Here is a 23954-nt window from a genome sequence, read left to right as displayed (position 1 = left end):
CCGCGAGCCCGACGAATCCCACCGGCTCCGCGAGTCCCGTGAGCCCGACGAGTCCCGCTGACCGGCTCGGTCCCACCCGCCGTCTGACCACCGCTCAGGCCCTGGTCGCCTTCCTGGCCCGGCAGTACACCGAGCGCGACGGCCGCCGGCAGCGGCTCATCAGCGCCACCTGGGGCATCTTCGGCCACGGCAACGTCGCAGGCATCGGCCAGGCGCTCGTGGAAGCGGGCGGCGGCGGAAGCGGAGGCGGAGGCAGAAACGGGACCGGGACCGGGACCGGAACCGGGATCGGAAGCGGGATCGGAAGCGGGATCGGAAGCGGGATCGCGCACCGGATGCCGTACCTCCAGGGCCGCAACGAACAGGCCATGGTGCACGCGGCCGTGGGGTACGCCCGCCAGTCCGGCCGGCTCTCGGCGCACGCGGTGACCACGTCCATCGGCCCGGGGGCCACCAACCTCGTCACCGGGGCCGCCCTCGCCACGATCAACCGCCTGCCCGTCCTGCTCCTGCCCGGCGACACCTTCGCGACCCGGCCCGCCGACCCCGTACTGCAGCAGCTCGAAGTGCCGTACGCGGGCGATGTCTCGGTCAACGACTGCCTGCGCCCCGTCTCGCGCTACTTCGACCGGATCACCCGGCCGGAGGCGCTGATTCCGGCCGCCCTCCAGGCGATGCGGGTCCTCGCCGACCCCGCCGAGACCGGGGCCGTCACACTCGCGCTGCCGCAGGACGTGCAGGCGGAGGCGTACGACTGGCCGGAGGAGTTCTTCGCCGAGCGCGACTGGCACATCCGCAGGCCCGCCCCCGACGCGCACGAACTGGAAGCGGCGGTACGCGCGGTGCGCTCCGCCCGCCGCCCGCTGATCGTCGCGGGCGGCGGGGTCCGGCACAGCGCCGCCGAGGAGACGCTCGCCGCGTTCACCGCCGCGACCCGTATCCCGGTCGCCTCCACCCAGGCGGGCAAGGGCGCGCTCCGCCACGACCACCCGGCCGATGTCGGCGGCATCGGCCACACCGGCACCGCCACCGCCGACGAACTGGCCCGCACCGCCGACCTGGTGATCGGCATCGGCACCCGCTTCTCCGACTTCACCACCGCCTCCGGCACGCTCTTCGCCGAACCGGCCGTCCGCTTCCTCCATCTCAACATCACCGCCTTCGACGCCCACAAGCTGGCCGCCCTGCCCCTGGTCGCCGACGCCCGCGCGGGACTGGAGGCGCTGACGGCGGCGCTCGCCGGACGCGGCTACCGGGTCGACCCGGCGTACGAGACGGAGTACACCGGCGCGAAGGAGGCGTGGGAGGAACGGGTCGAGGCGTCCTTCGCCACCCCCGACCCCACCGCGCGCCCCACCCAGACCCAGGTCCTCGGCCTCCTGGACGCCCTGGTCACCGAGGACGACATCCTCATCAACGCCGCCGGCTCCCTCCCCGGCGACCTGCACAAGCTCTGGCGCGCCCGCTCACGCGACCAGTACCACGTCGAGTACGGCTACTCCTGCATGGGCTACGAGATCCCGGCCGCGATCGGCGTCCTGCTCGCCACCGAAGCCCGCAACCCGCGCCGCGCCGCCGACCCGCGCCGCCACGACGGGCCGCACCGCCCCGTCTGGGCGCTCGTCGGCGACGGCACATATCTGATGAACCCCACCGAGATCGTCACCGCCGTCCAGGAGAACCTGCCGCTGAAGCTGCTGATCCTCCAGAACCACGGGTACGCCTCCATCGGCGGCCTCTCCGAAGCGGTCGGCGGCGAGCGCTTCGGCACGGCCTACCGCCACCGCGACGCCGACGGCGGCTTCACCGGACCGCCGCTCCCCGTCGACCTGGCCGCCAACGCGGCCTCCCTCGGGATGCGGGTCCTGCGTGCCACCACCGTCGACGACCTGCGTAAAGCCCTGTCCGAGGCCCGCGAAGCGGAGGGCCCCACTTGTGTCTACGTCGAGACCGAAACGCCCGACACAGTGTCGGGCCCCCCTCCGGCACAGGCGTGGTGGGATGTTCCGGTAGCCGAAACCGCGAGCCGGCCGGCGGCGGTCAAGGCCCGGGAGGATTACGACCGGCAGGCCGCCGCCCGACGCCGCCACCTGTGAAGCCCTGCCTGAACGCTGAACCGCCTGAAGCTGTGCCTGTGCCTGTGCCTGCTCGAAGCCTGAAGGAGTACGTCATGACGAAGACCGTCAACCACTGGATCGGCGGCAAGACAGTGGAGGGCACGTCGGGCCAGTACGGTCCCGTCACGGACCCGGCCACCGGCGCGGTCACCACACAGGTGGCGCTCGCCTCCGTGGAGGAGGTCGACGCGGCCGTAGCGGCGGCGAAGGACGCGTACGCCACGTGGGGCACGTCCTCGCTCGCCCAGCGCACCACCGTCCTCTTCCGCTACCGCGCGCTGCTGGACGCCCACCGCGACGACATCGCCGCGCTGATCACCGCCGAGCACGGCAAGGTGCACTCGGACGCGCTGGGCGAGGTCGCCCGCGGTCTGGAGATCGTCGAGCTGGCGTGCGGGATCACCACCCAGCTCAAGGGCGAGCTGTCCACCCAGGTCTCCAACCGGGTCGACGTCTCCTCGATCCGCCAGTCGCTCGGAGTCGTCGCGGGCATCACCCCGTTCAACTTCCCGGCCATGGTGCCGATGTGGATGTTCCCGCTGGCCATCGCCTGCGGCAACACGTTCGTGCTGAAGCCCAGCGAGAAGGACCCCTCGGCCGCCAACCTGCTGGCCGAGCTGGCATCGGAAGCGGGCCTCCCGGACGGCGTCCTCAACGTCCTGCACGGCGACAAGGTCGCCGTCGACGGTCTGCTCAACCACCCCGACGTGGCCGCCGTCTCCTTCGTCGGCTCCACCCCCATCGCCCGCTACATCCACGCCACCGCCTCCGCCAACGGCAAGCGCGTCCAGGCCCTCGGCGGCGCGAAGAACCACATGCTCGTCCTCCCGGACGCCGACCTGGACGCGGCCGCCGACGCGGCGGTCTCGGCGGCGTACGGCTCGGCCGGTGAGCGCTGCATGGCGATCTCCGCCGTCGTCGCGGTCGGCGCGATCGGCGACGAGCTGGTCGCCAAGATCCGCGAGCGGGCCGAGAAGATCACGATCGGCCCCGGCAACGACCCCGCCTCCGAGATGGGCCCCCTGATCACCGCCGCCCACCGCGACAAGGTCGCCTCCTACGTCACGGGCGCGGCCGCCCAGGGCGCGGAGGTCGTCCTCGACGGCACGGGCCACACGGTCGAGGGTTTCGAGGACGGCCACTGGATCGGCCTGTCGCTCCTGGACAAGGTCTCCACCGACTCCGACGCGTACAGGGACGAGATCTTCGGCCCGGTGCTGTGCGTGCTCCGCGTGGACACGTACGAGGACGGCGTCGCCCTCGTGAACGCCTCGCCGTTCGGCAACGGCACCGCGATCTTCACCCGTGACGGCGGCGCGGCCCGCCGCTTCCAGCTGGAGGTCGAGGCCGGCATGGTCGGCGTCAACGTCCCGATCCCGGTCCCGGTGGGCTACCACTCCTTCGGGGGCTGGAAGGACTCGCTCTTCGGCGACCACCACATCTACGGCAACGACGGCGTGCACTTCTACACCCGCGGCAAGGTCGTCACCACCCGCTGGCCCGACCCGGCCGATGCCCCGTCGGGTGTCGACCTGGGCTTCCCGCGCAACCACTGAGGGCCGCCCCCACGGCCCTCATCGGTCCCCGCCCGCACCCCGGTGCCGGCGGGGACCGGTGCGTCCGGCCGTGACGCCCGTCCGGCAGCGGTGGCTCCGGCAGCGGCGGTTCCGGCAGCGGTGGCTCCGGCGGCACCTGACACTGCCCCTCCAGCCGGGGTTCCCTGCCCCGGAGAACCTGGCGCCGGCGCTTCCCGCCGCGTATGCAGGAGAGGACGCCATCCCTCCGCAGGAAGAGAAGCTCCCCCGTGCGAGCACAGGACAACGCCCGAAACGCCGATGCCGAGAACGTTCAAGCGCAGGCCCGCAGAGCGGTGGGGCCGGGTGAAGCGCCGCTCGCCGGGGGCACGGCGCTGCAGGGCACGGCCGGGAACGCGGCCGTCGTCCAGATGCTCCGCAGGGCCGGGCACCCTCCGGCGCTGGACCACGAGCACGGCGACGGATGCGGCCACCAGGAGGACGCCGCGTCCACCGCCGACACGCCCGTGCAACGCCGCTCGGACGCACCCGTGCAGCGCCGTTCCGCCGTCCACGATGTCCTGCGCACCGGTGGCCGGGGTCTCGGCGGCGCCGAACGCGCCGACATGGAGGCCCGGCTCGGCGCGGACTTCTCCGACGTCCGCGTCCACACGGACGCCGCTGCGAAGGCCTCCGCCGCAGAGGTGGGCGCCCGTGCCTACACCTCCGGCAACCACATCGTCATCGGTGAGGGCGGAGGGGACAGACACACCCTCGCCCACGAGCTGACCCATGTCATCCAGCAGCGTCAGGGGCCCGTCGCCGGCACGGACAACGGATCGGGGCTGCGGGTGTCCGACCCGTCCGACCGGTTCGAGCGCGAGGCCGAGGCCAACGCGACACGGGTCATGAGCGGGCCCCGCCCGCAGACGGACATCGCCCGCTCGGTGGACCACGGGGCGTCCGGTGGCGACGGGGCCGTCCAGCGGGCCGTGGACGTACAGCGGGTGGCCGACAAACAACTCGTCATCGACGGTGGTGCGGAAGGCCCCACGACGGTCCGGTCCGCCTCGGACCTGCTCGTGTGGATGGTCGGCCACCCCAAGCGTCCCGCCCCGAGGAACTACGCCAGCCCCGCCACCCTGCAGAGGGTCCTGGCGCACCTGGAACGGTCGGGCGGCCCCATCGACCACGCCGCGGTCTGGCAGGCCCTGGACGAGGTCCTCGCCCAGCTGAATGCCAGTGACAGCAGCAGCAGTAGCGACAGCGAGAGCGACAGCGACAGCGAGGGCGGGGGCGGCTTCTTCCGGCAGGGCAATCGCCGGACCGACGACAGCAGCAGCGAGGAGAGCAGCAGCGACGAGGAGTCGGACCGTTCCAGCGTCGCCTCGTCGGGATCCCGGTCGGGAGCCGACTGGGCGGAGGGCGACTGGGGCGTGGACGGGATCGGCATCGCGGAGGAGCCCAAGGAGTTCCGGCGCGAGATGCCCGAGGCCGAACGCGCGAGGCGGCAGAAGGCGCTGAACGAGAGCCTGAGCGGCTACCGGCTGGTCGGGTTCCACGGAACCCACGTCGAAAGCGTCGGAAGCCTGGTCACACACGGCCCGGACCCGGCCCTGGTCGGCGTGGCCAACGACCTCGGCAAGGGGCGCGGGTTCTACGTCGCCCCTGTCGTGGCCCCCGGCTCCATGAAGGCCTCCGGCACGACCAATGCGAAGAAGGATGCGAAGACCTGGGGCCCGTTCCTGGTGGCCGTCTACGTGAAGGACGACGTTGAGCTGGTGGACAGGAGAGACGGATCCGAGGGCGGCGTCGAGTTCGAGAGCGACAGCGATTCCGGGTCCGCGTCCGGTGCCGGGCCGGTGATGGTCTACTACGGATCGGACGAAGTGGTCATCCCCGAAGAGCTGTTCGGGAGCATCAAGCTGGTCCGCAACGCCGACGACGTCTCGATGACGTCCGACCCCGGCCTTCCCGCGGTCGGCTACGAGGACGGCGTCAGCCGGTACGACAAGGCGAAGTCCAGGAAGTGAACCGGGGCCCCGCCCGCACCGGCGTGCAGGCGGGGCCCGCCGGCCCGCGAAAAGCGGATGCCGGGCCACCGCCCCGCCCCGCATCCTGTGACCCATGAACACTCCGGCCCTCCCGCCCCGTTACGAGATCCGCGCCCGGCAGACAGCCACCACCGTCACCGTCTACCAGGCATACCGCCCCGCCATCGGGCTGCCCGCCGCACGCGACGGGCGGTTCCCCGAAGCCTGGAAGCGGGACCGGATGACCTGGATCAAGCCCAGTTTCCTGTGGATGATGTACCGCTGCGGCTGGGGCACGAAGGAGGGCCAGGAAGTCGTCCTCGCCGTCGAGATCGACCGGAGCGGCCTGGAATGGGCCCTCGCGCACGCCGAACTCTCCTACTACGTACGCGATGTGCACCCCGACACGGCGTCCTGGAAACGGAGCCTGCGCACCGCCCCCGCCCGCATCCAGTGGGACCCCGAACGCGACCTGGACCTGAACCCGCTCCCGTACCGGTCCCTCCAGCTCGGGCTGAGCGGCGAGGCCGCCCGGCGGTACGCGGACGAGTGGACCGTGTCCGTCCGCGACGTCACCCCGCTCGCGCGCGAGGTGCACGCGGCGGTCCGGGCGGGGGAGCGGGAGCGGGCCGCCGCCCTGCTGCCGGTGGAGACACCGCTCGACCTCGCCGTGCCCCGGCCGGTTCGGAACGCTTTCCCGACGTCGGACAGGTGACCTTCGGCAGGGCCGGAAGACTCCCGGTCTCCGTGGCCGTCCCCTCGTGAACAGCTTTTCCCCGGGAATCAGGACGGCTCGTGGGCCCGGCCCGGCCCCGATCGAGCCGGGCTCGACGCGGTCGAGCGGCTCGCCGGGGTCGCCGGTGGCGCGGGACCGACGATGATTCAGCTGGCCCGCGGCTTCGTGACCGCGCACCCCGCCGTGACCAGCGCGCTCATCGGCCCCCGCACGCCGGAGCACCTGCACTCGCAGCTCGCCGCCGCCGACATCGTGCTCTCCGGCCAGGTGCTGGACGTGCTGGACGTGCTGGACGCGACCGACGTCATCATCGCTCCCGGTGCCGACCTCGCGGCACCCGAGGAGAACGACACCCCGGCCGCGCTGCTCGACCCGTCACCGCGTCGCCGGCAGCCCGTCCCCGAACTCCCACGTCAGCATCGCGAACCCCCCGTCGTCCGCCGCCCCCGCCGACCGGTACGTCGTCAGCGCCGCCTCGTTGTCGCGCTCCACGCCGACCCACAGGTCGTAGCACCCGCGCTCCCGGGCGATGTCCACGAGCGCCCGCGTCAGGGCCGCGCCGATGCCCCGGCGGCGGAACGGGGCGTCGACGGCGAGTTCGTACAGGCACATCTCCGTGCCCCTGTCCGGGTGCAGCATCTCGATGCCCGAGACGAAGCCGACCGGGACGCCGTCCACGTACGCGATCAGCATCACGTGACCGTCCGCCGCGAGGAAGCGGGCGGCCCACGCCTTGCGGGGCGGTGCGTCGTAGAGGTGGCCGGCGGCTAGGAGTTCCGTGACGGTCATGGCGCGGCGAATGTCCACAATGGCCTCCCGAGGCAAGGGTTCTGAAGGCATTCTGTACCGCGTCCGGAGTACGCCGGGGGCGGACCGTACCTCTCAGGGAGGCCGCCCGCCTCCCCCTGGCGGCACGTAGCCGGTCCGCATCCTCCGCTTAGGGTCGAGGGATGGAGACCCCTACTGCTCGATGGCGGCGGCTGCTGCCCCGCACCCGTGGCCGGTGGGCCGCGGCCGGCGCCGCGCTCGCCGTGCTCGTGGGCGGTGGCACCTTCACCGCCGTCGCCGACGACGGCTCGCCCACCGTGCGGCGCGAGGACCGGACGCTGCGCATGGACGGGGTGCCGATCGACACCTCGTACTTCTCCGGAGAAGGGTCCGGCAAGCGGCCCGCCGTGCTCGTCGGGCACGGCTTCGGCGGCAGCAAGAACGACGTACGGGCCCAGGCCGAGAAGCTGGCCGCCGACGGGTACGCGGTGCTGACCTGGTCGGCGCGCGGCTTCGGGAAGTCCGGCGGGGAGATCTCCCTCAACGACCCGGACCACGAGGTCAGGGACGTCTCCCGGCTCATCGACTGGCTCGCGGAGCGGCCCGAGGTGGAGCTCGACCAGAAGGGCGACCCCCGGGTCGGCCTCACCGGGGCCTCCTACGGCGGGGCCGTCTCCCTGCTCGCCGCCGGGTACGACGAGCGGGTCGACGCCATCGCGCCCGTGATCACCTACTGGAACCTCGCCGACGCCCTCTTCCCCGACGGGGTCTTCAAGAAGCTCTGGGCCGGGATCTTCATCACCACCGGCGGCGGCTGCGAGAAGTTCGAGAAGCGGCTCTGCGAGATGTACGAACGGGTCGCCGTCAGCGGCAAGCCGGACGCCGAGGCCGTGGGGCTCCTCACCGAGCGTTCGCCGTCCGCCGTCGCCGACCGCATCAACGTCCCCTCGCTGCTCGTCCAGGGGCAGTCCGACTCCCTCTTCCCGCTCGGCCAGGCCGACGCCATGCAGAAGGCGATCAGCGCCAACGGCGCACCCGTCTCCGTCGACTGGATCTCCGGCGGGCACGACGGCGGCGACAGCGAGACCGGGCGGGTGGAGGGCCGGATCGGCTCCTGGTTCGACCGGTATCTGAAGGAGGACACCGGCACCGAAACCGGGCCCGCCTTCCGCGTGACCCGGACCGGAGGCATCGACTCCACCGACGGCGCCGCCCTCCTGCGCGGGGCCTCCAGCGACACCTACCCGGGGCTGCGCGGCGGCGGCCGGGACATCGCGCTCGGCGGCGGGACGAAGACCTTCCGCAACCCGGCCGGCGCCGCCCCGCCCGCCATCTCCGCCGTGCCCGGCGTCGGCGGCGGCCTCGCCCAGCTCTCCTCCCTCGGCGTCGGGCTCTCGCTCGACTTCCCCGGGCAGTACGGCCGGTTCGAGTCCGCCCCGCTGGACACCTCCGTACGCGTCACCGGCACCCCCACCGTGAAGGTGAACGTGACGGCGAGCGGCGGCCGGGACGCGGTGCTCTTCGGCAAGGTGTACGACGTGTCGCCGGACGGCAGGCAGCAGGTGCTGCCCCACCAGCTCGTCGCCCCCTACCGGATCACCCCCGACCAGCAGGGCAGGCCGGTCGAGCTGGCGCTGCCCGCCGTGGACCACGCGTTCGACGCCGGACACCGGCTGCGCCTCGTCCTCTCCGCGACGGACCTCGGTTACGCGTCCCCGGCCGAGCCCGCCACGTACACCGTCACCGCCGACGGACCGCTGACCATCCCCACCGCACCCGCCGTGACGACCGCGGCGGCCGCCCTCCCGTGGTGGACCTGGGGCCTCCCGGCCGCCGCCCTCGTCATCGCGGCCGGACTTCTGCTCACGGCCCGCCGCCGCACCGCGACGCCCGCACCGGACCCCGCGCTCACCGACGTACCGCTGCAGATCACCGGCCTGTCGAAGAAGTACGCGAAGTCCGTGGACCGGTACGCCGTGCGCGAGCTGTCCTTCCGCGTCGAGAAGGGCCAGGTCCTCGGACTCCTCGGGCCCAACGGCGCGGGCAAGACGACCACCCTGCGCATGCTCATGGGGCTCATCACCCCCGACGAGGGCGGGATCCGCGTCTTCGGGCAGGCCATCCGCCCCGGAGCGCCCGTGCTGTCCCGGGTCGGGGCGTTCGTGGAGGGGGCCGGGTTCCTGCCGCATCTGTCCGGGCGCGCCAACCTCGACCTGTACTGGCAGGCCACCGGCCGCCCCGCCGAGGACGCCCGCATCGACGAGGCCCTGGAGATCGCCGGCCTCGGCGACGCGCTCGCCCGTGCCGTACGGACGTACTCCCAGGGCATGCGGCAGCGGCTCGCCATCGCGCAGGCCATGCTCGGTATGCCGGACCTCCTCATCCTCGACGAGCCGACCAACGGGCTCGACCCGCCGCAGATCCGCGAGATGCGGGACGTGATGATCCGTTACGCGGCCGGCGGCCGGACCGTCATCGTCTCCAGCCACCTCCTCTCCGAGGTCGAGCAGTCCTGCACCCACCTGGTCGTCATGGACCGGGGCCGGCTCGTCCAGGCCGGACCGGTCGCCGAGATCACCGGATCCGGCGACATGATCCTGGTGAGCGTGGCGGAGGAGGTGTCCGAGCCGCTGGCCGAGAAGGTCGCGGCCCTGCCCGGCATCGGCTCCGCCGTCCGCACCGACGACGGGCGTGGGCTCCTCGTCCGCCTCGACGGGGCCACCACCTCGCGGCTCGTCGCCGACCTCGTCCGGCTCGACGTCCCGGTCACCGGCGTCGGACCGCACCGCCGCCTGGAGGACGCCTTCCTCACCCTGATCTCCGGAGGAGCAGCATGAGCGCCCCCATCCAGCCCCCCGCGGTCCGGGACGACACCCGGCCCCCCGCGGTCCGCGACGACCCCGGGCATCCCGAGGCCGCCGGCTACCGCGCCCGGCGCACCCTCCCCCTGCGCGTCGAGGCCATGCGGCAGTTGCGCAGGCGGCGCACCCTGCTCATGGGCGGGGTGCTCGCCGCCCTCCCCTTCATCCTGATCATCGCCTTCGCCATCGGCGGCACGCCGGACGGCGAGGACGGCGGCGGGGGCCGGGGCGGCGGCCGGATCAACCTGATGGACGTGGCGACCGAGTCCGCCGCGAACTTCGCCGCCACCTCGCTGTTCGTCTCCGCCGGATTCCTGCTGGTGGTGCCGGTCGCCCTGTTCTGCGGGGACACCGTCGCCTCCGAGGCGAGCTGGTCCTCGCTGCGCTATCTGCTCGCCGCACCCGTGCCGCGCGTACGGCTGCTGTGGTCCAAGCTCGTCGTCGCGCTCGGCTTCAGCCTGGCCGCGATGGTGCTGCTGCCGCTCGTCGCGCTGGCGGCGGGCACGGCGGCCTACGGGTGGGGGCCGCTGAAACTGCCCACCGGGGGAGCGCTGGCCGCCGGGGACACCGTGCCCCGCCTCGCGATCGTCGTGGCGTTCATCTTCGTCTCCCAACTGGTCACCGCGGGCCTGGCGTTCTGGCTGTCCACGAAGACGGACGCCCCGCTCGGCGCGGTCGGCGGCGCGGTGGGCCTCACCATCGTCGGCAATGTGCTCGACGCGGTCACCGCACTCGGCTCCTGGCGTGACTTCCTGCCCGCGCACTGGCAGTTCGCCTGGGCCGACGCGCTCCAGCCGCAGTTGGAATGGGGCGGCATGATCAAGGGCGCGGCCGTATCAGTGACCTATGCCCTGATTCTGTTCGCCCTGGCCTTCCGCGGGTTCAGTCGTAAGGACATCGTGTCCTGAAGCTGATGTTCCGCCGGTTTCCCGCCCGCTGACCGCCGCTGTTGCCGCATCGAGATCGTTCCGCAACGCTTTCGTCGACTCCGGTGGGCGGCCCCGTACGTCACATTCACAGATGTCGAGGACATCGTGACGACGTGGGGGGTTACACATGCATCAGATCGGCCGGCGACAAGAGAAGCGGGCAGGGGGCTGGGCAGGAGACCGGGCAGGGGATTGGGCGGAGGGCCGTCCAGGGAGCCGGGCGGGAGCCGTGGCGCTCCTTCTGGCGGGCGCCCTGCTGCTCACCGCCTGCGGCGGCGGCGACAGCGGCTCGGAGAGCACGCGCGGCCTGACCTCGGACACGCGCAAGGGGCAGGGGGCGACCGGCGGCGGACAGCCCGCGCCGGACGCGGTGGCACCCGAGAACGGCCGGGCCGCACCGGCGGGAGAGGACGGGGACGCGGGCAGGCCGGACATCTCGGCGCCCGACTACCTCTCCACCTTCGCCCTGGACGTGGACACCGCCAGCTACGGCTACGCGCGCCGCACCCTCGGGGACGGCAGGCTGCCCACGCCCGGGGACGTACGCCCCGAGGAGTTCGTCAACAGCTTCCGCCAGGGGTACCAACGGCCGAAGGGCCATGGCTTCTCGGTGAACGTCGACGGGGCGCGCATCGACTCCGGGAAGGGCGGGGGCGGCGGAACCGGAGCCTCCGACTGGTCGCTGCTGCGCGTCGGACTGGCCACCGAGGTCGCCCCGTCGACCGCTGACCGGCCGCCCGCCGCCCTCACGTTCGTCGTCGACATCTCCGGATCCATGGCCGAGACCGGCCGCCTGGACCTGGTCAGGAACTCCCTGACCATCCTCACCGACGAACTGCGCGACGACGACTCCATCGCCCTGGTCACCTTCAGCGACGAGGCTCGGACCCGGCTGCCGATGACCCGCGTGGAGGGCAACCGGAACCGGATCAAGGGCGCGGTGCGGGAGATGCGGCCGGCCCGGTCCACCAACGCCGAGGCGGGCATCACCCTCGGCTACGAGAAGGCCGTCGACGGCCACCGCGAAGGCGCCACCAACCGGGTGGTGCTCCTCTCCGACGCCCTCGCCAACACCGGCGACACCCAGGCCGAAGGAATCCTGAAGAAGATCGACTCCGCCCGCCGCGAGTACGGCATCACCCTCTTCGGCGTCGGCGTCGGCAGCGACTACGGCGACGCGTTCATGGAACAGCTCACCAACAAGGGCGACGGGAACACCACGTACGTCGGTGACGACGAGCAGGCCCGCAAGGTCTTCGTCGGCCAGCTCCCCGCCCACCTCGAAATCCGGGCCCGCGACGCCAAGGCCCAGGTGGCGTTCGAACGGAAGACCGTGAAGCAGTTCCGGCTGATCGGCTACGAGAACCGCAAGGTCGCCGACGAGGACTTCCGCGACGACAGCGTCGACGGCGGCGAGGTCGGCCCCGGCCACACGGTGACCGCTCTGTACGCCGTACGGCTGCGCGAAGGCGCGTCCGGGACCGTGGCCAGGGCCACCGTGCGCTGGCTCGACCCCAGGACCCGCGAGGCCCGGGAGGAGACCGGGACCGTAACGACCGGAATGATCGACGGCCCGCTGTGGAGCGGCGGGCACGACCGGCTGCAAGTGGCGGCCGTGGCAGCCTACTTCGCCGACCACCTGCGGGGCGGCGACCTGCCCGGCGCACCCGGCCTCGGCGCACTCGCCTCCCGGGCGAACGCGCTGGCGGAAGCGACCGAGGACAGTGCCGTCAAGAAGCTGGCCACGGCCATCGGGCAGGCGGACCGGCTCAGGCGCGGAGCAGGAACGGACGGCGAGCCGGATCCGGACGAGGGCGAGATCGGCTGAGGCGGGCGGGGGAGAGAGATCGGCTGAAGGCGGAGAAGGCGAGATCGGCTGAAGGGGGAGAGGCGGGAGGGGCGGCGGGCAGCGGCACCCGGGCCGAAGGGTTCGCACGGTCCTGCGAAAGAGGCCCTGCGAACCGTCGCTCCGGGCCATGATGTCCGCCATGACCTCCCTGTTCCTGGTGCTCTCGGTGATCGTCAACGGCCTCTACGCGGGCTTCATGCTGACCTTCCTGGTCGCGATCATGCCGGGTCTGGCCGAGCTGCCGGATCAACAGTTCACGGCGGCCATGCGCCGCTTCAACGACAAGGTCCCCGGACCCGTCTTCCTCCTCCTCTTCCTCGGGGTCGTCGCGCTTCCCGCCGCCGCGTTCTTCACCGGCCTCGGCGTGCACGGCGGGACGACGGGGCCGGCCATTCTGGGAGCGCTGATCTGCGTGGTCATCAGCCACCTGGTGACCATCGTCGGCAACATCCCGCTCAACAACGCCCTCGCTGCCTCCGAGGGCGGCGACGACAGCGCGGCCCGCACGGCCTTCGAGTCCCGCTGGAACACCTTCCACCAGGTGCGCACCGCGTTCTCGCTGGTGGCGTGCGTACTGCTGGCCGTCGCGCTGTAGGGGCCCTGGCCCCCGCCCGCTTTCGTACGCGGGCGGGGGCCGGCCCCTTTCGTACGCGGGCGGGACGGGACGGGGGCGGGTGCCCGGCCTTCCTCCGTACGCGGGCGGGGCGCTACTGGCGCTCCGCCTCGCCCCGCTGCGGATGACGGGGGCCGAGCAGCACCACAAGGGCGGCCGCGCCGGGCACGGGCGCGTCGACCCGCCGCCAGCCGGACCGCTCGTACAGGCGCAGCGCCGCCTCGGCCCGCACGGAGGTCTCGGCCCCCAGCCGCCCGAGGTCCGCCGGGCCCGGCACCCCGAGGACGCGCGGGCCGCCGCGACGGCGGCCGGTCTCGAGGTGGTGGACCTGCGCTCCGAGACCCTGCGCACCGAGTTCCGCGACATCGGCGCGGTGGTCTACTTCCTGCGCAAGGTGATCTGGATGGTGCCCGGATTCACCGTCGAGCGGTACCGGCCCCAACTGGCCGCGCTGCACCGGCGGATCGAGGCGGAAGGGCCGTTCACCGCCCGCACCGCCCGCTTCCTCATCGAGGCCGAAAAGCCCGGGTGACGGCGGCCGGATCCCCGCCTCACCGGTCAACCACCCTACTTCGTACGCCAGTTCAGCCTTGTCCCGGAGGCAACGGGATCGGGCGGGCGGCCGTCCTACTCGTCGGGAGGAACGCACAGTGAAGGAGTGGGAGCCGTCATGACCGTGGAGAGGGAAGACTGTGCGGGGCCTGCCGGGCGCACGCGGCACGGCAACGCCGACTGGCTCACGGGGGCCAGGATCACCGCCGTCCTCGGGGTCTACTACCGGCCCGAGGGCAGGGCGGGCGAGCCGGAGGCCGTCGAGTTCGTCCTCGCGGAGGATCAGTCCGTCCTGCTGACCTGCGCCTTCGACCGGACGCTGCGCGTCACCCCGGGCACCTGGCCACGGCTGCCCGACTGGTGCGTACCGGCGAGCCGGTGGCAGCACGCCCCGCCCGCACTCCTGCCACCGGTGCCGCACGGGGGAGCGTGGACGGTCGTGGGCACCCAGGAACTCAGGGACGGCGGCGGGGAGGTGCTCCAGGCCGTCATCCGCTGCGAGGAAGGGGACTTCGTGGTGGTCGCCGGAGACACGATGGCGGTCCGCTTCGACCCCCGCCCCTGACGGCACGCCCCGCCCCTGCCCCGTACGCCCCGCCGCGACCTGCGCGAGGCCCCGCCCCGTACGCCGGGGACCTGCGCCGGGCCCGACGCGTACGCCCACCCCCCGGACCCGTAATCCCGGACGGCCCGGCCGCCGGCAGCACCCGGGCGTACGGCGCCGAGGATGCCGCCACCGCCTGGAGCCCCCGGAGGCCAGGCCCTGTCCTCGTGCCGTTCCCCGGCGGCGTCAAGCCGACGCCGTACGGCGACCCCTCGATACGGGGGCCGATATGCGGACCGATGCGAGGGCGGTACGGGGCCGATGCGGCGGCGATACCGGGGGCGCTACGGGGGTGCGTCCTGCCCGGAACGGAGTTCGGCGAATTCGGAGAGTAATAGTGGAGTGGCGTGGCGCGCGTCGGCACTTACGAAGGGTTATGGTGGAAACCCCCCCTCGGGCCGGTCCGTATCCCCCCCCACGGACCGGCCCGTTTTTTGTGGGCCGGGGCGGGCGCCGGTCTCCGGGCCCCGGCCGCCTCCGTTCTTCCTTGTGCGGAAGTCCCGTTGAGCCGACGTCAGCCGCGACCGGCCCAGATGTTCGTGCCCGCCGTGTCCACGGCGAAGGCGTCGATCTCCTTCAGCTCCTCGGCGGTCAGCGCCGGACCCGCGAGGGCCGCCACGTTCTCCTCCAGCTGCCGCACGCTCGACGCGCCGATCAGCGCCGAGGTCATCCGGCTGTCGCGCAGCACCCACGCGATGGCGAGCTGGGCGAGCGACTGGCCGCGGCCCCGCGCGATGTCGTTGAGCCCGTTGAGCCGGCGGAGCACCTCGTCGGAGAGCAGTTCCGGATCGAGGGACTTGCCCTGGGTGGCGCGCGAGCCCTCCGGGATGCCCTTCAGATACTTGTTCGTGAGCAGGCCCTGGGCGAGCGGCACGAAGGAGATGCAGCCCATCCCGGCCGCCTCCAGGGTGTCGAGCAGCCCGTCGTCCTCGATCCAGCGGTTGATCATGGAGTAGGACGGCTGGTGGATCAGCGCCGGCACACCCATCTCCCTGAGCAGTCCGGCCGCCTCGGCGGTCTGCTCGGCGTTGTACGAGGAGACGCCCACGTACAGCGCCTTGCCCTGCTGAACGGCGGACGCCAGGGCGCCCATCGTCTCCTCCAGCGGGGTGTGCGGGTCGAAGCGGTGCGAGTAGAAGACGTCGACGTGATCGAGGCCCATCCGCTTCAGGGAGGCGTCGAGCGAGGACAGCAGGTACTTCCGCGAGCCCCACTCGCCGTACGGGCCGGGGTGCATCAGATAACCGGCCTTGGTGGAAATGACCAGTTCATCATGGTATGGGGCGAAATCCTGGGCGAAGAGCTTGCCGAAGTTCAGCTCGGCGGAACCCGGCGGCGGGCCGTAATTGTTGGCCAGGTCGAAGTGGGTGACCCCGAGATCGAAGGCGCGGCGCAGGATCGCCCGCTGGGAGTCCAGGGCCCGGTCGTCGCCGAAGTTGTGCCACAGGCCCAGCGAGAGGGCGGGGAGCTTGAGGCCGCTGCGTCCGGTCCTGCGGTACTCCATGGAGTCGTAGCGCGAGCCGGCGGCGCGGTAGTGAAGGCCGGGGGAGAGGTAATCAGTCACGTTTCATTCCTTATCACGGAGTTGTGACAGGCCGGGTTGGGCCCCCGTGACCCGGTCGCAGTAATGTGGCGGCTTCGGGGAACGCCGATGTGCGGCGCGGCGAAGGCCCGCGTGGCCCGTGCCAGTGGTAGGGGCGCGGACCGCGGAGGGATCGTGCGGGCGGCGCAGGCCGTGCGGAGATCCCCTGCGGGGGACGGCCCCCGGACCCCCGGCGACGGGGAGGGCGGGCCCCGGGCCCGTACGGAACCGAGAGGGTGAACGCAGTGAACTTCCGCGACCTGGTGTACAGGCTCTACGCGCGCCGGGTGGAAGGCCGCCTGGACCACGACCAGGTGCCGAAGCACATCGGGGTCATCCTCGACGGCAACCGGCGGTGGGCCAAGGCGTCCGGCGGATCGGCCGTGCAGGGCCACCAGGCCGGTGCGGACAAGATCTCCGAGCTGCTCGGCTGGTGCAGTGAGACCGATGTCGAGGTCGTCACCCTCTGGATGCTGTCCACGGACAACTTCGACCGGCCCGAGCACGAGCTCAGGCCGCTGCTCGGCATCATCGAGAACACCGTGCGCAACCTCGCCTCGGACGGGCGCTGGCGCGTCCATCACGTCGGCACGCTCGACCTGCTTCCGCCGGAGACGCAGACGGTGCTCAAGGAGGCCGAGGAGTCGACGTCCGGAATAGGGGGCACCTCCCAGGCCGCAGGGCCTGGGGGAGGAATAATCGTCAATGTCGCGGTCGGCTACGGCGGCCGCCAGGAGATCGCGGACGCGGTGCGCTCGCTGCTCCTGGAGCACTCGGCGAAGGGCACGAGCTTCGAGGAGCTCGCCGAGGTCGTCTCCACCGACCTGATCTCCGAGCATCTCTACACCCGGGGTCAGCCCGATCCCGACCTGGTGATCCGGACGAGCGGCGAGCAGCGTCTCTCGGGCTTCATGCTCTGGCAGAGCGCCCACTCCGAGTACTACTTCTGCGAGGTCTTCTGGCCGGCCTTCCGCAAGGTCGACTTCCTCCGGGCGCTGCGCGACTACGCCGCCCGCCACCGCCGCTACGGGGCCTGAACGCCCCCTGCCCCCTCTGCCGCCCGCCTTGCCCGATGGCTCCCCTTGTACGTGGGGGAGCCATCGCGTATGCGAGCGGGTCACCGCGCGTCCACCGGGACTTCTCCACACCGTGTCATATGCGGCGGCATGGCTTCGCGGGATAAAGGGAATACCCCTGTCAGGTCGACGTCCGGTCACCAACCAGGCGGATGTCGCATCCAAGTGAGCGGCACCCAGCCCGCTCGCCCGGGAGGCCCTTTGCACACGAAGGACCGTACGCAGCGTGCGGCCGACGCGGAGGCCGTGGTCCGGCCCGCGCAGTGGGGCCCGATCCCGGTCCGTCCTCTCCCTTCGGGAAGCTCCGCGACCGTCCGTCGCACTCCCCGACCTCGTCCGAGGGGGTACGTCCTTCCGTGGTGACCAGCACTAAGCGCCGCATGCCCGACAGGCGCACCTACGTTCTCGACACCAGCGTCCTGCTGGCCGACCCAGGCGCCATGGCCCGCTTCGACGAGCACGAAGTCGTGCTGCCGATCGTGGTGGTCACGGAACTGGAGGCCAAACGGCACCATCCCGAGCTCGGGTACTTCGCCCGGCAGGCCCTGCGCCTGCTGGACGACTTCCGGGTCCGGTACGGCCGGCTGGACGCCCCGATCCCCCTCGGGGATCTGGGCGGGACGCTCCGGGTCGAGCTCAACCACTCCGATCCCGGCGTCCTGCCCGCCGGCTACCGGTTGGGGGACAACGACTCACGGATTCTCGCGGTGGCACGCAACCTCCAGGCCGAGGGGTACGACGTCACGGTCGTCTCCAAGGACCTGCCCCTCCGGATCAAGGCGTCCTCCGTGGGCCTCCTCGCCGAGGAGTACCGCGCGGAGCTCGCCATCACGGACTCCGGCTGGACCGGCATGAGCGAACTGTCCCTCGCCGGGGAACAGATCGACCTGCTGTTCGGCGAGGAGACGCTGTACGTCCCCGAGGCCGCCGAACTGCCCGTGCACACCGGACTGGTCCTCCAGTCCGAGCGCGGCAAGGCGCTCGGCCGGGTGACGGCCGAGGGCAATGTGCGGCTCGTGCGGGGTGACCGGGAGGCCTTCGGCATCCACGGGCGCAGCGCCGAGCAGCGGATCGCCCTCGACCTCCTCCTGGACGCCGACGTCGGCATCGTGTCGCTGGGCGGACGCGCGGGCACCGGCAAGTCGGCGCTGGCCCTCTGCGCGGGGCTGGAAGCGGTGCTGGAGCGCCGGCAGCACAAGAAGGTGATGGTCTTCCGCCCGCTGTACGCGGTGGGCGGGCAGGAGCTCGGCTATCTCCCCGGCAGCGAGTCCGAGAAGATGAGCCCCTGGGCGCAGGCGGTCTTCGACACGCTCTCGGCGGTCGCCGGGCGCGAGGTCATCGAGGAGGTGCTCGGGCGCGGGATGCTGGAGGTCCTGCCGCTCACCCACATCCGCGGCCGCTCGCTGCACGACGCCTTCGTGATCGTCGACGAGGCGCAGTCGCTCGAACGGAACGTCCTGCTGACCGTGTTGTCCCGGATCGGGGCGAATTCGCGTGTCGTGCTCACCCACGACGTGGCCCAGCGGGACAACCTCCGGGTCGGCCGGTACGACGGAGTCGTCGCCGTCGTCGAGAAACTGAAGGGCCATCCGCTGTTCGCGCACGTCACGCTCACACGTTCCGAGCGTTCACAGATCGCCGCGCTGGTGACCGAAATGCTGGAGGAAGGCCACATCTGACACGCATGTCCCTTTGATGCCGTCCGGCGAGCCAAAGAGCTTAGCCGGGCGGCATCGTGCTGCGCCGTCATTTCCGGAAAAACGATCGCCCAAACGGGGTGTGACCTTTCCCACGCAACACAGAATTGCCTCCCGGTGTCCCCGTCCGGCAGAGTCTTGCTTCCGTCAGGCCCCGCATACGGCACTTGGGCACCTCCAGAGGCGCCACGCACCACACAACTCAACACAAGACGCCCGTATGCCGCCCGCGAGCACCACGCGGCAGCCTCCTCGCAGGGGTTGCCCAACGGGCCCGTGCCTCCCGTGACCCACGTAGTAAGGGAGGCCAGTGCCAGGGGCGCGATTGCGTCCGCGAGGTCACCTGAGCGGGCGACGCTGGAAGGACATCATGTGAGCCGGATTTCGGTCCGGGGGTTCGCCGTGGCATCTGCCACCGCGGTCACCACCGTAGGCGCCGTCGTAGGCGTTGCTGCGGGCGGCACACCTGCCGCCGACGACAACAACTTCGAGGCGGCCGCAGCCGACACCACGCTGCTCGCAGACATCCCCGCGGGCCAGCAGGCCCAGGTCCAGACCGCTTCGCTGACGCAGCAGGCCGATGCCCAGGCATCCGCGGCCGACGCCGCCGCGAAGAAGTCGGCCGAGGAATCGGCTCGCCTTCAGGCCGCCAAGGACGCCAAGTCCAAGAAGCAGGCGGCCGAGGACCGGGTCGAGGCCGAGCGCAAGGCGGAGCAGGCGAAGAAGGAAGCCGCCGAGCGCGCCAGCCGTTCTTCGGTCCGCGACGCCTCCTCGTTCTCCGCGCAGGGCTCCTACAGCGTGGCCGACGTCAAGGCGATGGCCCGTCAGATGGTCCCCGCGGACCAGTTCCAGTGCTTCAGCAACATCGTGAACCACGAGTCGACCTGGAACTACCGCGCGACCAACCCGTCCTCCGGGGCGTACGGTCTGATGCAGGCCCTGCCGGGCCACAAGATGTCGTCCGCCGGCGCCGACTGGCAGACCAACCCGGCCACCCAGATCAAGTGGGGCCTCAGCTACATGGACGGCCGTTACGGCAGCCCGTGCGGCGCCTGGTCCTTCTGGCAGGCCAACAACTGGTATTAGAGGGAGCGGGGCGAAGTCCACGGACCCGCCCTCTCAACCTCGCGAGGCCCCTCACCGTCCAGACGGTGGGGGGCCTCGCGCGTGTACGGTCGCATCCCGGCGAACCCCGGTGCGTCGCGGGGGGCCCGGACGGGCCGAGGCCGCCGGGTGGCGATGATGGGGGAAGGAAAGCAAGCATGCCGAAACTGCCGGGCTGGCTGGGCCGCTTCGGGTCCGAACTGACGGAGCTGGGGGCGCGCCTGGACGAGCGGCGGGCGCGCGCCGCCGCCGACGCCGAGTCCCCCGCACCACGAGGGACCCTTGCCGTCCCCGAGGCGGGCGACGACCCCGGGCAGGTGCCCGCGCCGCCCTCGTACGCCCCCTCGGTCGCCGCGAGGCCGGATCCGGTGGCGGCGCTCCCGTGGGGGATGCGGGTCGCCGCCGAGGCCGGCTGGCGGCTCCTCGTCCTCGCGGGGACGCTCTGGGTGCTGATGCGGGTGATCAGCGCGGTCCAGCTCGTGGTGCTGGCCTTCGCCGCCGCGCTGCTCGTCACCGCGATGCTCCAGCCGACCGTCCTCCGGCTCAAGCGGTTCGGGCTGCCCCACGGGCTCGCCACCGCCGTGACCGCCGTACTCGGGTTCGTCATCATCGGCCTGGTCGGCTGGTTCGTGGTGTGGCAGGTGCTGGAGAACCTCGACACGCTCTCCGACCGGGTCCGCGACGGCATCGACGAGCTGAAGCGCTGGCTGCTCGACAGCCCCTTCCATGTCACCGAGTCGCAGATCAACGACATCGCCCAGAACCTCAACGACACCATCGGCACCAATACCGAGGAGATCACCTCCGCCGGGCTCCAGGGCGTCACCGTGATGGTGGAGTTCCTCACCGGGCTGCTGCTGGCGATGTTCTCGACGCTGTTCCTGCTCTACGACGGCCGGCGCATCTGGGAGTGGTCGCTCAAGCTGGTGCCCGCCGCGGCCCGCCCCGGGGTCGCCGGCGCCGGACCGCGCGCCTGGCGCACCCTCACCGCGTATGTGCGCGGTACGGTGCTCGTCGCGCTGATCGACGCCATCTTCATCGGTTTCGGGCTCTACGTCCTCAACGTTCCGCTCGCCGTGCCGCTGGCCGTCTTCATCTTCCTGTTCGCCTTCATCCCGCTCGTCGGCGCCGTGGTCTCCGGGGCGCTCGCGGTGGTCGTCGCGCTGGTCACCGAGGGGGTGTGGACCGCGCTGTGGGCGCTGGTGGTGGTCCTGGCGGTGCAGCAGATCGAGGGCCACATCCTGCAGCCGTTCATCCTCGGCCGCGCGGTCCGGGTCCATCCGCTCGCGGTGGTCCTCTCGGTCGCGACCGGCGGACTGGTCGCGGGCATCGGCGGCGCGGTGGTCGCCGTACCGCTGGTCGCCGTGATCAACACGGTGGTCGGCTATCTGCGCTCGTACGGGGAGCCGGGGCCCCCGGGCGGGAGCGGCGGGCACCACGGGGCCACCGCTCTGTCGATGGCCCCGACGCAGGCGCAGGCGCAGACGCCGGCGCCGACGAGCCCGAGTCCGCAGGACTCCCCGGGCGAGCGCGCGCAGGAGAACGGGCCGCCGCCGCAGGAGTAGCGGAGCGGCACGGGAAACGACACGGGAAACCGTACGGAACGAAAAGAAGAGCCCCGGGGACGGTCGGTCGTCCTCGGGGCTCTTCTCGTATCAGGGGTGGTGCGGTGTCACTACTCGGCGAGTACGGCCTCGGCGTCGAGGGTCACACCGACCGCCTGGATCACCGAAGCGACCTTGACGGCTTCCTGAATGGTCTCACGGTCCACGCCGGCCTTGCGCAGCACCTGCTCGTGGGAGTCCAGGCACTGGCCGCAGCCGTTGATCGCGGAGACGGCCAGCGACCACAGCTCGAAGTCGACCTTCTCCACGCCCGGGTTGCCGATGACGTTCATCCGCAGGCCCGCGCGGAGCGTGCCGTACTCCGGGTCCGACAGCAGGTGCCGGGTCCGGTAGAAGACGTTGTTCATCGCCATGACGGCGGCCGCGGACTTCGCCGCGGTGTACGCCTCGGCGGAGAGGTTGGCCTTCGCCTCGGGCTCCAGCTCGCGCAGCACCTTCGGCGAACGCGAGGCGATCGCGCAGGCCAGCACGGTGCCCCACAGCTGCTGCTGCGGGAGGTCGCTGTTGCCGATGACCGAGCCGAGGTTCAGCTTCAGGTCCTTGGCGAAGTCCGGGAGGGCGGACTTCAGTTCGTCGAGAGCCATGTCGGTATCAGCTCACTCGCCCGAGAGCAGCGCGACCGGGTCGAGGGTGTTCTCGCCCTTGGTCCAGTTGCACGGGCACAGCTCGTCGGTCTGCAGGGCGTCGAGCACCCGCAGGACCTCCTTGGGGTTACGGCCCACGGAACCGGCGGTCACCATCGTGAACTGGATCTCGTTGTTCTGGTCGACGATGAAGACGGCGCGCTGGGCGAAGCCGTCCTCGCCCTCGATGCCGAGGTCACGCATGAGCTCGTGCTTCGAGTCGGCCAGCATCGGGAAGGGCAGGTCGGTCAGGTCCGGGTGGTCCTTGCGCCAGGCGTGGTGCACGAACTCGGAGTCACCGGAGAAGCCGAGGACCTGGGCGTCCCGGTCGGCGAACTCCTCGTTCAGCTTGCCGAAGGCGGCGATCTCGGTGGGGCACACGAAGGTGAAGTCCTTCGGCCACGCGAAGACGATCTTCCACTTGCCCTCGTAGGTCTTGTGGTTGATCTGCTCGAACTCCTTGCCGCTCTCCAGCGAGACACAAGCAGTCAGGTCGAACTCGGGGAACTTGTCACCGACAGTGAGCACGCGCTCTCCTTGCAACGTCTGGAATTCCCTTTTGAGGGAGTTCCTGAGGGTTGGACGAGCTCCACCTTGGCACAGAGTGCATTGATCGCGGAAATAGCTACACTCGGTCGATATGATCGGAGGTGCCTATCAGTGGGCCAGGGAAACCAGGGCATACGCCCCAAGTCGCACACCAAACAGCCGAGCCTGTCGCAGCTGCGCGCCTTCACGGCCGTGGCGGAGCATCTGCACTTCAGGGACGCGGCGGCAGCAATCGGGATGAGTCAGCCCGCACTCTCCGGAGCGGTGTCCACCCTGGAGGAGGCACTGGGTGTCCAGCTCATCGAGCGTACGACGCGCAAGGTGCTGCTCTCACCCGCGGGGGAGCGGCTCGCGGTGCGGGCCGGGGCGGTGCTGGAGGCCGTCGCCGCGCTGATGGAGGAGGCGGAGGCGGTCCGGGCCCCGTTCACCGGAGTCCTCCGGCTCGGCGTGATCCCGACCGTCGCCCCGTATCTGCTGCCCACCGTGCTCCGGCTGGTCCATGAGCGTTACGTGGACCTCGACCTCCAGGTCCACGAGGAGCAGACCTCCTCACTGCTGGAGGGCCTCGCCGCCGGCCGGCTCGACCTGCTGCTGCTCGCCGTGCCGCTCGGGGTGCCGGGCGTCACCGAGATCCCGCTCTTCGACGAGGACTTCGTGCTGGTCATGGAGCAGGACCACTGGCTCGGCGGCCGCTCGGACATCCCCCGCGAGGCGCTGCGCGAACTGCCGCTGCTGCTCCTGGACGAGGGGCACTGCCTGCGCGACCAGGCCCTGGACATCTGCCGCGAGGCGGGCCGCACCGAGGGCGCGCCGGTGACCACGACCGCCGCCGGGCTCTCCACCCTGGTCCAGCTGGTCGCCGGCGGGCTCGGGGTGACGCTGCTGCCCCGGACCGCGGTGACGGTGGAGACCGGCCGCAACGAGGCGCTGACCACCGGGTATTTCGCGGACCCGGCGCCCGCCCGGCGGGTGGCGCTGGCGATGCGGACCGGGTCGGCGCGGGGCGGCGAGTTCGAGGAGTTCGCCGCCGCCCTGCGCGAGGCGATGAAACCCCTGCCGGTGCGGCCGGCGGCGGAGGGCGCCTGAGAACGCGAGGTACGGCCGGGGCCCCCGGTTTCCAGG

18 protein-coding genes and 2 pseudogenes are annotated in these 23954 nt (G+C 71.8%); 16 read left to right on the top strand and 4 right to left on the bottom strand.

From position 1 onward, the window contains the following. Nucleotides 1-38 precede the first annotated feature (38 nt). The 5 genes and pseudogenes from iolD to ACGF2Y_RS16675 form a co-directional block, all read left to right on the top strand. Nucleotides 39-2096 carry a 3D-(3,5/4)-trihydroxycyclohexane-1,2-dione acylhydrolase (decyclizing) gene (gene iolD / locus ACGF2Y_RS16695; RefSeq protein ID WP_392947457.1) on the top strand — a complete coding sequence of 686 codons (2058 nt, stop codon included), beginning with the start codon at nucleotides 39-41 and terminating at the stop codon, nucleotides 2094-2096. Between the two features lie 74 nt (nucleotides 2097-2170). After that, nucleotides 2171-3673 carry a CoA-acylating methylmalonate-semialdehyde dehydrogenase gene (gene mmsA, locus ACGF2Y_RS16690; protein ID WP_392947454.1) on the top strand — a complete coding sequence of 501 codons (1503 nt, stop codon included), beginning with the start codon at nucleotides 2171-2173 and terminating at the stop codon, nucleotides 3671-3673. Nucleotides 3674-3921: 248 nt separating this feature from the next. After that, nucleotides 3922-5664 (top strand): DUF4157 domain-containing protein, encoded by a 1743-nt coding sequence (locus ACGF2Y_RS16685; protein ID WP_392947452.1) that lies wholly within the window; start codon nucleotides 3922-3924, stop codon nucleotides 5662-5664. A 94-nt stretch (nucleotides 5665-5758) separates the two neighbouring features. Next, nucleotides 5759-6379, top strand: coding sequence for a DUF4291 domain-containing protein (locus ACGF2Y_RS16680; protein ID WP_392947450.1), 621 nt, complete (start codon nucleotides 5759-5761; stop codon nucleotides 6377-6379). A gap of 99 nt (nucleotides 6380-6478) precedes the next feature. Continuing rightward, a pseudogene (locus ACGF2Y_RS16675) lies at nucleotides 6479-6790 on the top strand (aldo/keto reductase); the annotation flags it as partial. On the opposite strand, the gene ACGF2Y_RS16670 reads toward ACGF2Y_RS16675, so the two are convergent. Next, nucleotides 6776-7207, bottom strand: a complete 432-nt coding sequence (locus tag ACGF2Y_RS16670) for a GNAT family N-acetyltransferase (protein ID WP_392947448.1) — start codon at nucleotides 7205-7207, stop codon at nucleotides 6776-6778. The pseudogene ACGF2Y_RS16675 and the gene ACGF2Y_RS16670 sit on opposite strands and share 15 nt — an antisense overlap. A 143-nt stretch (nucleotides 7208-7350) precedes the next feature. Here ACGF2Y_RS16670 and ACGF2Y_RS16665 point away from each other — a divergent pair, with 143 nt between their 5' ends. The 6 genes and pseudogenes from ACGF2Y_RS16665 to ACGF2Y_RS16640 all read left to right on the top strand — a co-directional run bounded on the left by ACGF2Y_RS16665 (nucleotide 7351) and on the right by ACGF2Y_RS16640 (nucleotide 14537). Beyond that, nucleotides 7351-10005, top strand: a complete 2655-nt coding sequence (locus ACGF2Y_RS16665) for an alpha/beta fold hydrolase (protein ID WP_392947445.1) — start codon at nucleotides 7351-7353, stop codon at nucleotides 10003-10005. Beyond that, a complete protein-coding gene (locus ACGF2Y_RS16660) occupies nucleotides 10002-10937 on the top strand; it encodes an ABC transporter permease (protein WP_392947442.1) in 936 nt (311 codons plus the stop codon). The genes ACGF2Y_RS16665 and ACGF2Y_RS16660 overlap by 4 nt, the downstream gene beginning before the upstream one ends. Nucleotides 10938-11187: 250 nt before the next feature. Beyond that, nucleotides 11188-12786 (top strand): von Willebrand factor type A domain-containing protein, encoded by a 1599-nt coding sequence (locus ACGF2Y_RS16655; protein WP_392947440.1) that lies wholly within the window; start codon nucleotides 11188-11190, stop codon nucleotides 12784-12786. A gap of 148 nt (nucleotides 12787-12934) precedes the next feature. Next, nucleotides 12935-13402: a DUF1772 domain-containing protein gene (locus tag ACGF2Y_RS16650; RefSeq protein WP_392947437.1), complete on the top strand. Its 468-nt coding sequence runs from the start codon at nucleotides 12935-12937 to the stop codon at nucleotides 13400-13402. Nucleotides 13403-13658: 256 nt separating this feature from the next. Next, nucleotides 13659-13952 (top strand): annotated as a pseudogene (locus tag ACGF2Y_RS16645) (SAM-dependent methyltransferase); the annotation flags it as partial. Between the two features lie 138 nt (nucleotides 13953-14090). Next, the gene (locus ACGF2Y_RS16640; RefSeq protein ID WP_392947435.1) at nucleotides 14091-14537 is read left to right on the top strand and encodes a hypothetical protein; all 447 of its coding nucleotides are present in this window, start codon (nucleotides 14091-14093) and stop codon (nucleotides 14535-14537) included. Nucleotides 14538-15090: 553 nt separating this feature from the next. Here ACGF2Y_RS16640 and mgrA read toward each other — a convergent pair. Next, nucleotides 15091-16140 (bottom strand): L-glyceraldehyde 3-phosphate reductase, encoded by a 1050-nt coding sequence (gene mgrA, locus ACGF2Y_RS16635; RefSeq protein ID WP_392947433.1) that lies wholly within the window; start codon nucleotides 16138-16140, stop codon nucleotides 15091-15093. 263 nt (nucleotides 16141-16403) lie between these two features. On the opposite strand from mgrA, the gene ACGF2Y_RS16630 reads away from it, so the two are divergent. The 4 genes from ACGF2Y_RS16630 to ACGF2Y_RS16615 all read left to right on the top strand — a co-directional run bounded on the left by ACGF2Y_RS16630 (nucleotide 16404) and on the right by ACGF2Y_RS16615 (nucleotide 21600). Next, nucleotides 16404-17195, top strand: coding sequence for an isoprenyl transferase (locus ACGF2Y_RS16630; protein ID WP_392947761.1), 792 nt, complete (start codon nucleotides 16404-16406; stop codon nucleotides 17193-17195). Between the two features lie 395 nt (nucleotides 17196-17590). Further along, on the top strand, nucleotides 17591-18913 hold the full coding sequence (locus tag ACGF2Y_RS16625; protein WP_392947431.1) for a PhoH family protein: 1323 nt from the start codon (nucleotides 17591-17593) through the stop codon (nucleotides 18911-18913). Between the two features lie 390 nt (nucleotides 18914-19303). Next, entirely contained in the window at nucleotides 19304-20017 is a 714-nt protein-coding gene (locus ACGF2Y_RS16620; RefSeq protein ID WP_392947429.1) for a transglycosylase SLT domain-containing protein, read from the top strand. A 176-nt stretch (nucleotides 20018-20193) separates the two neighbouring features. Then, entirely contained in the window at nucleotides 20194-21600 is a 1407-nt protein-coding gene (locus ACGF2Y_RS16615; RefSeq protein WP_392947426.1) for an AI-2E family transporter, read from the top strand. 110 nt (nucleotides 21601-21710) lie between these two features. Here ACGF2Y_RS16615 and ACGF2Y_RS16610 read toward each other — a convergent pair whose 3' ends face one another. Both ACGF2Y_RS16610 and ACGF2Y_RS16605 read right to left on the bottom strand, forming a co-directional pair. Then, the gene (locus ACGF2Y_RS16610) at nucleotides 21711-22244 is read right to left on the bottom strand and encodes an alkyl hydroperoxide reductase (RefSeq protein WP_392947423.1); all 534 of its coding nucleotides are present in this window, start codon (nucleotides 22242-22244) and stop codon (nucleotides 21711-21713) included. Nucleotides 22245-22256: 12 nt separating this feature from the next. Next, nucleotides 22257-22811, bottom strand: a complete 555-nt coding sequence (locus ACGF2Y_RS16605) for a peroxiredoxin (protein WP_007452441.1) — start codon at nucleotides 22809-22811, stop codon at nucleotides 22257-22259. Nucleotides 22812-22943: 132 nt separating this feature from the next. On the opposite strand from ACGF2Y_RS16605, the gene ACGF2Y_RS16600 reads away from it, so the two are divergent. Continuing rightward, nucleotides 22944-23918 carry a hydrogen peroxide-inducible genes activator gene (locus ACGF2Y_RS16600; protein WP_392947420.1) on the top strand — a complete coding sequence of 325 codons (975 nt, stop codon included), beginning with the start codon at nucleotides 22944-22946 and terminating at the stop codon, nucleotides 23916-23918. Nucleotides 23919-23954: the final 36 nt, after the last annotated feature.

It is taken from the genome of Streptomyces sp. NPDC048142 (assembly GCF_043202835.1).
GTDB lineage: Bacteria > Actinomycetota > Actinomycetes > Streptomycetales > Streptomycetaceae > Streptomyces.
This window is presented reverse-complemented; position numbering and strand designations above follow the sequence as displayed.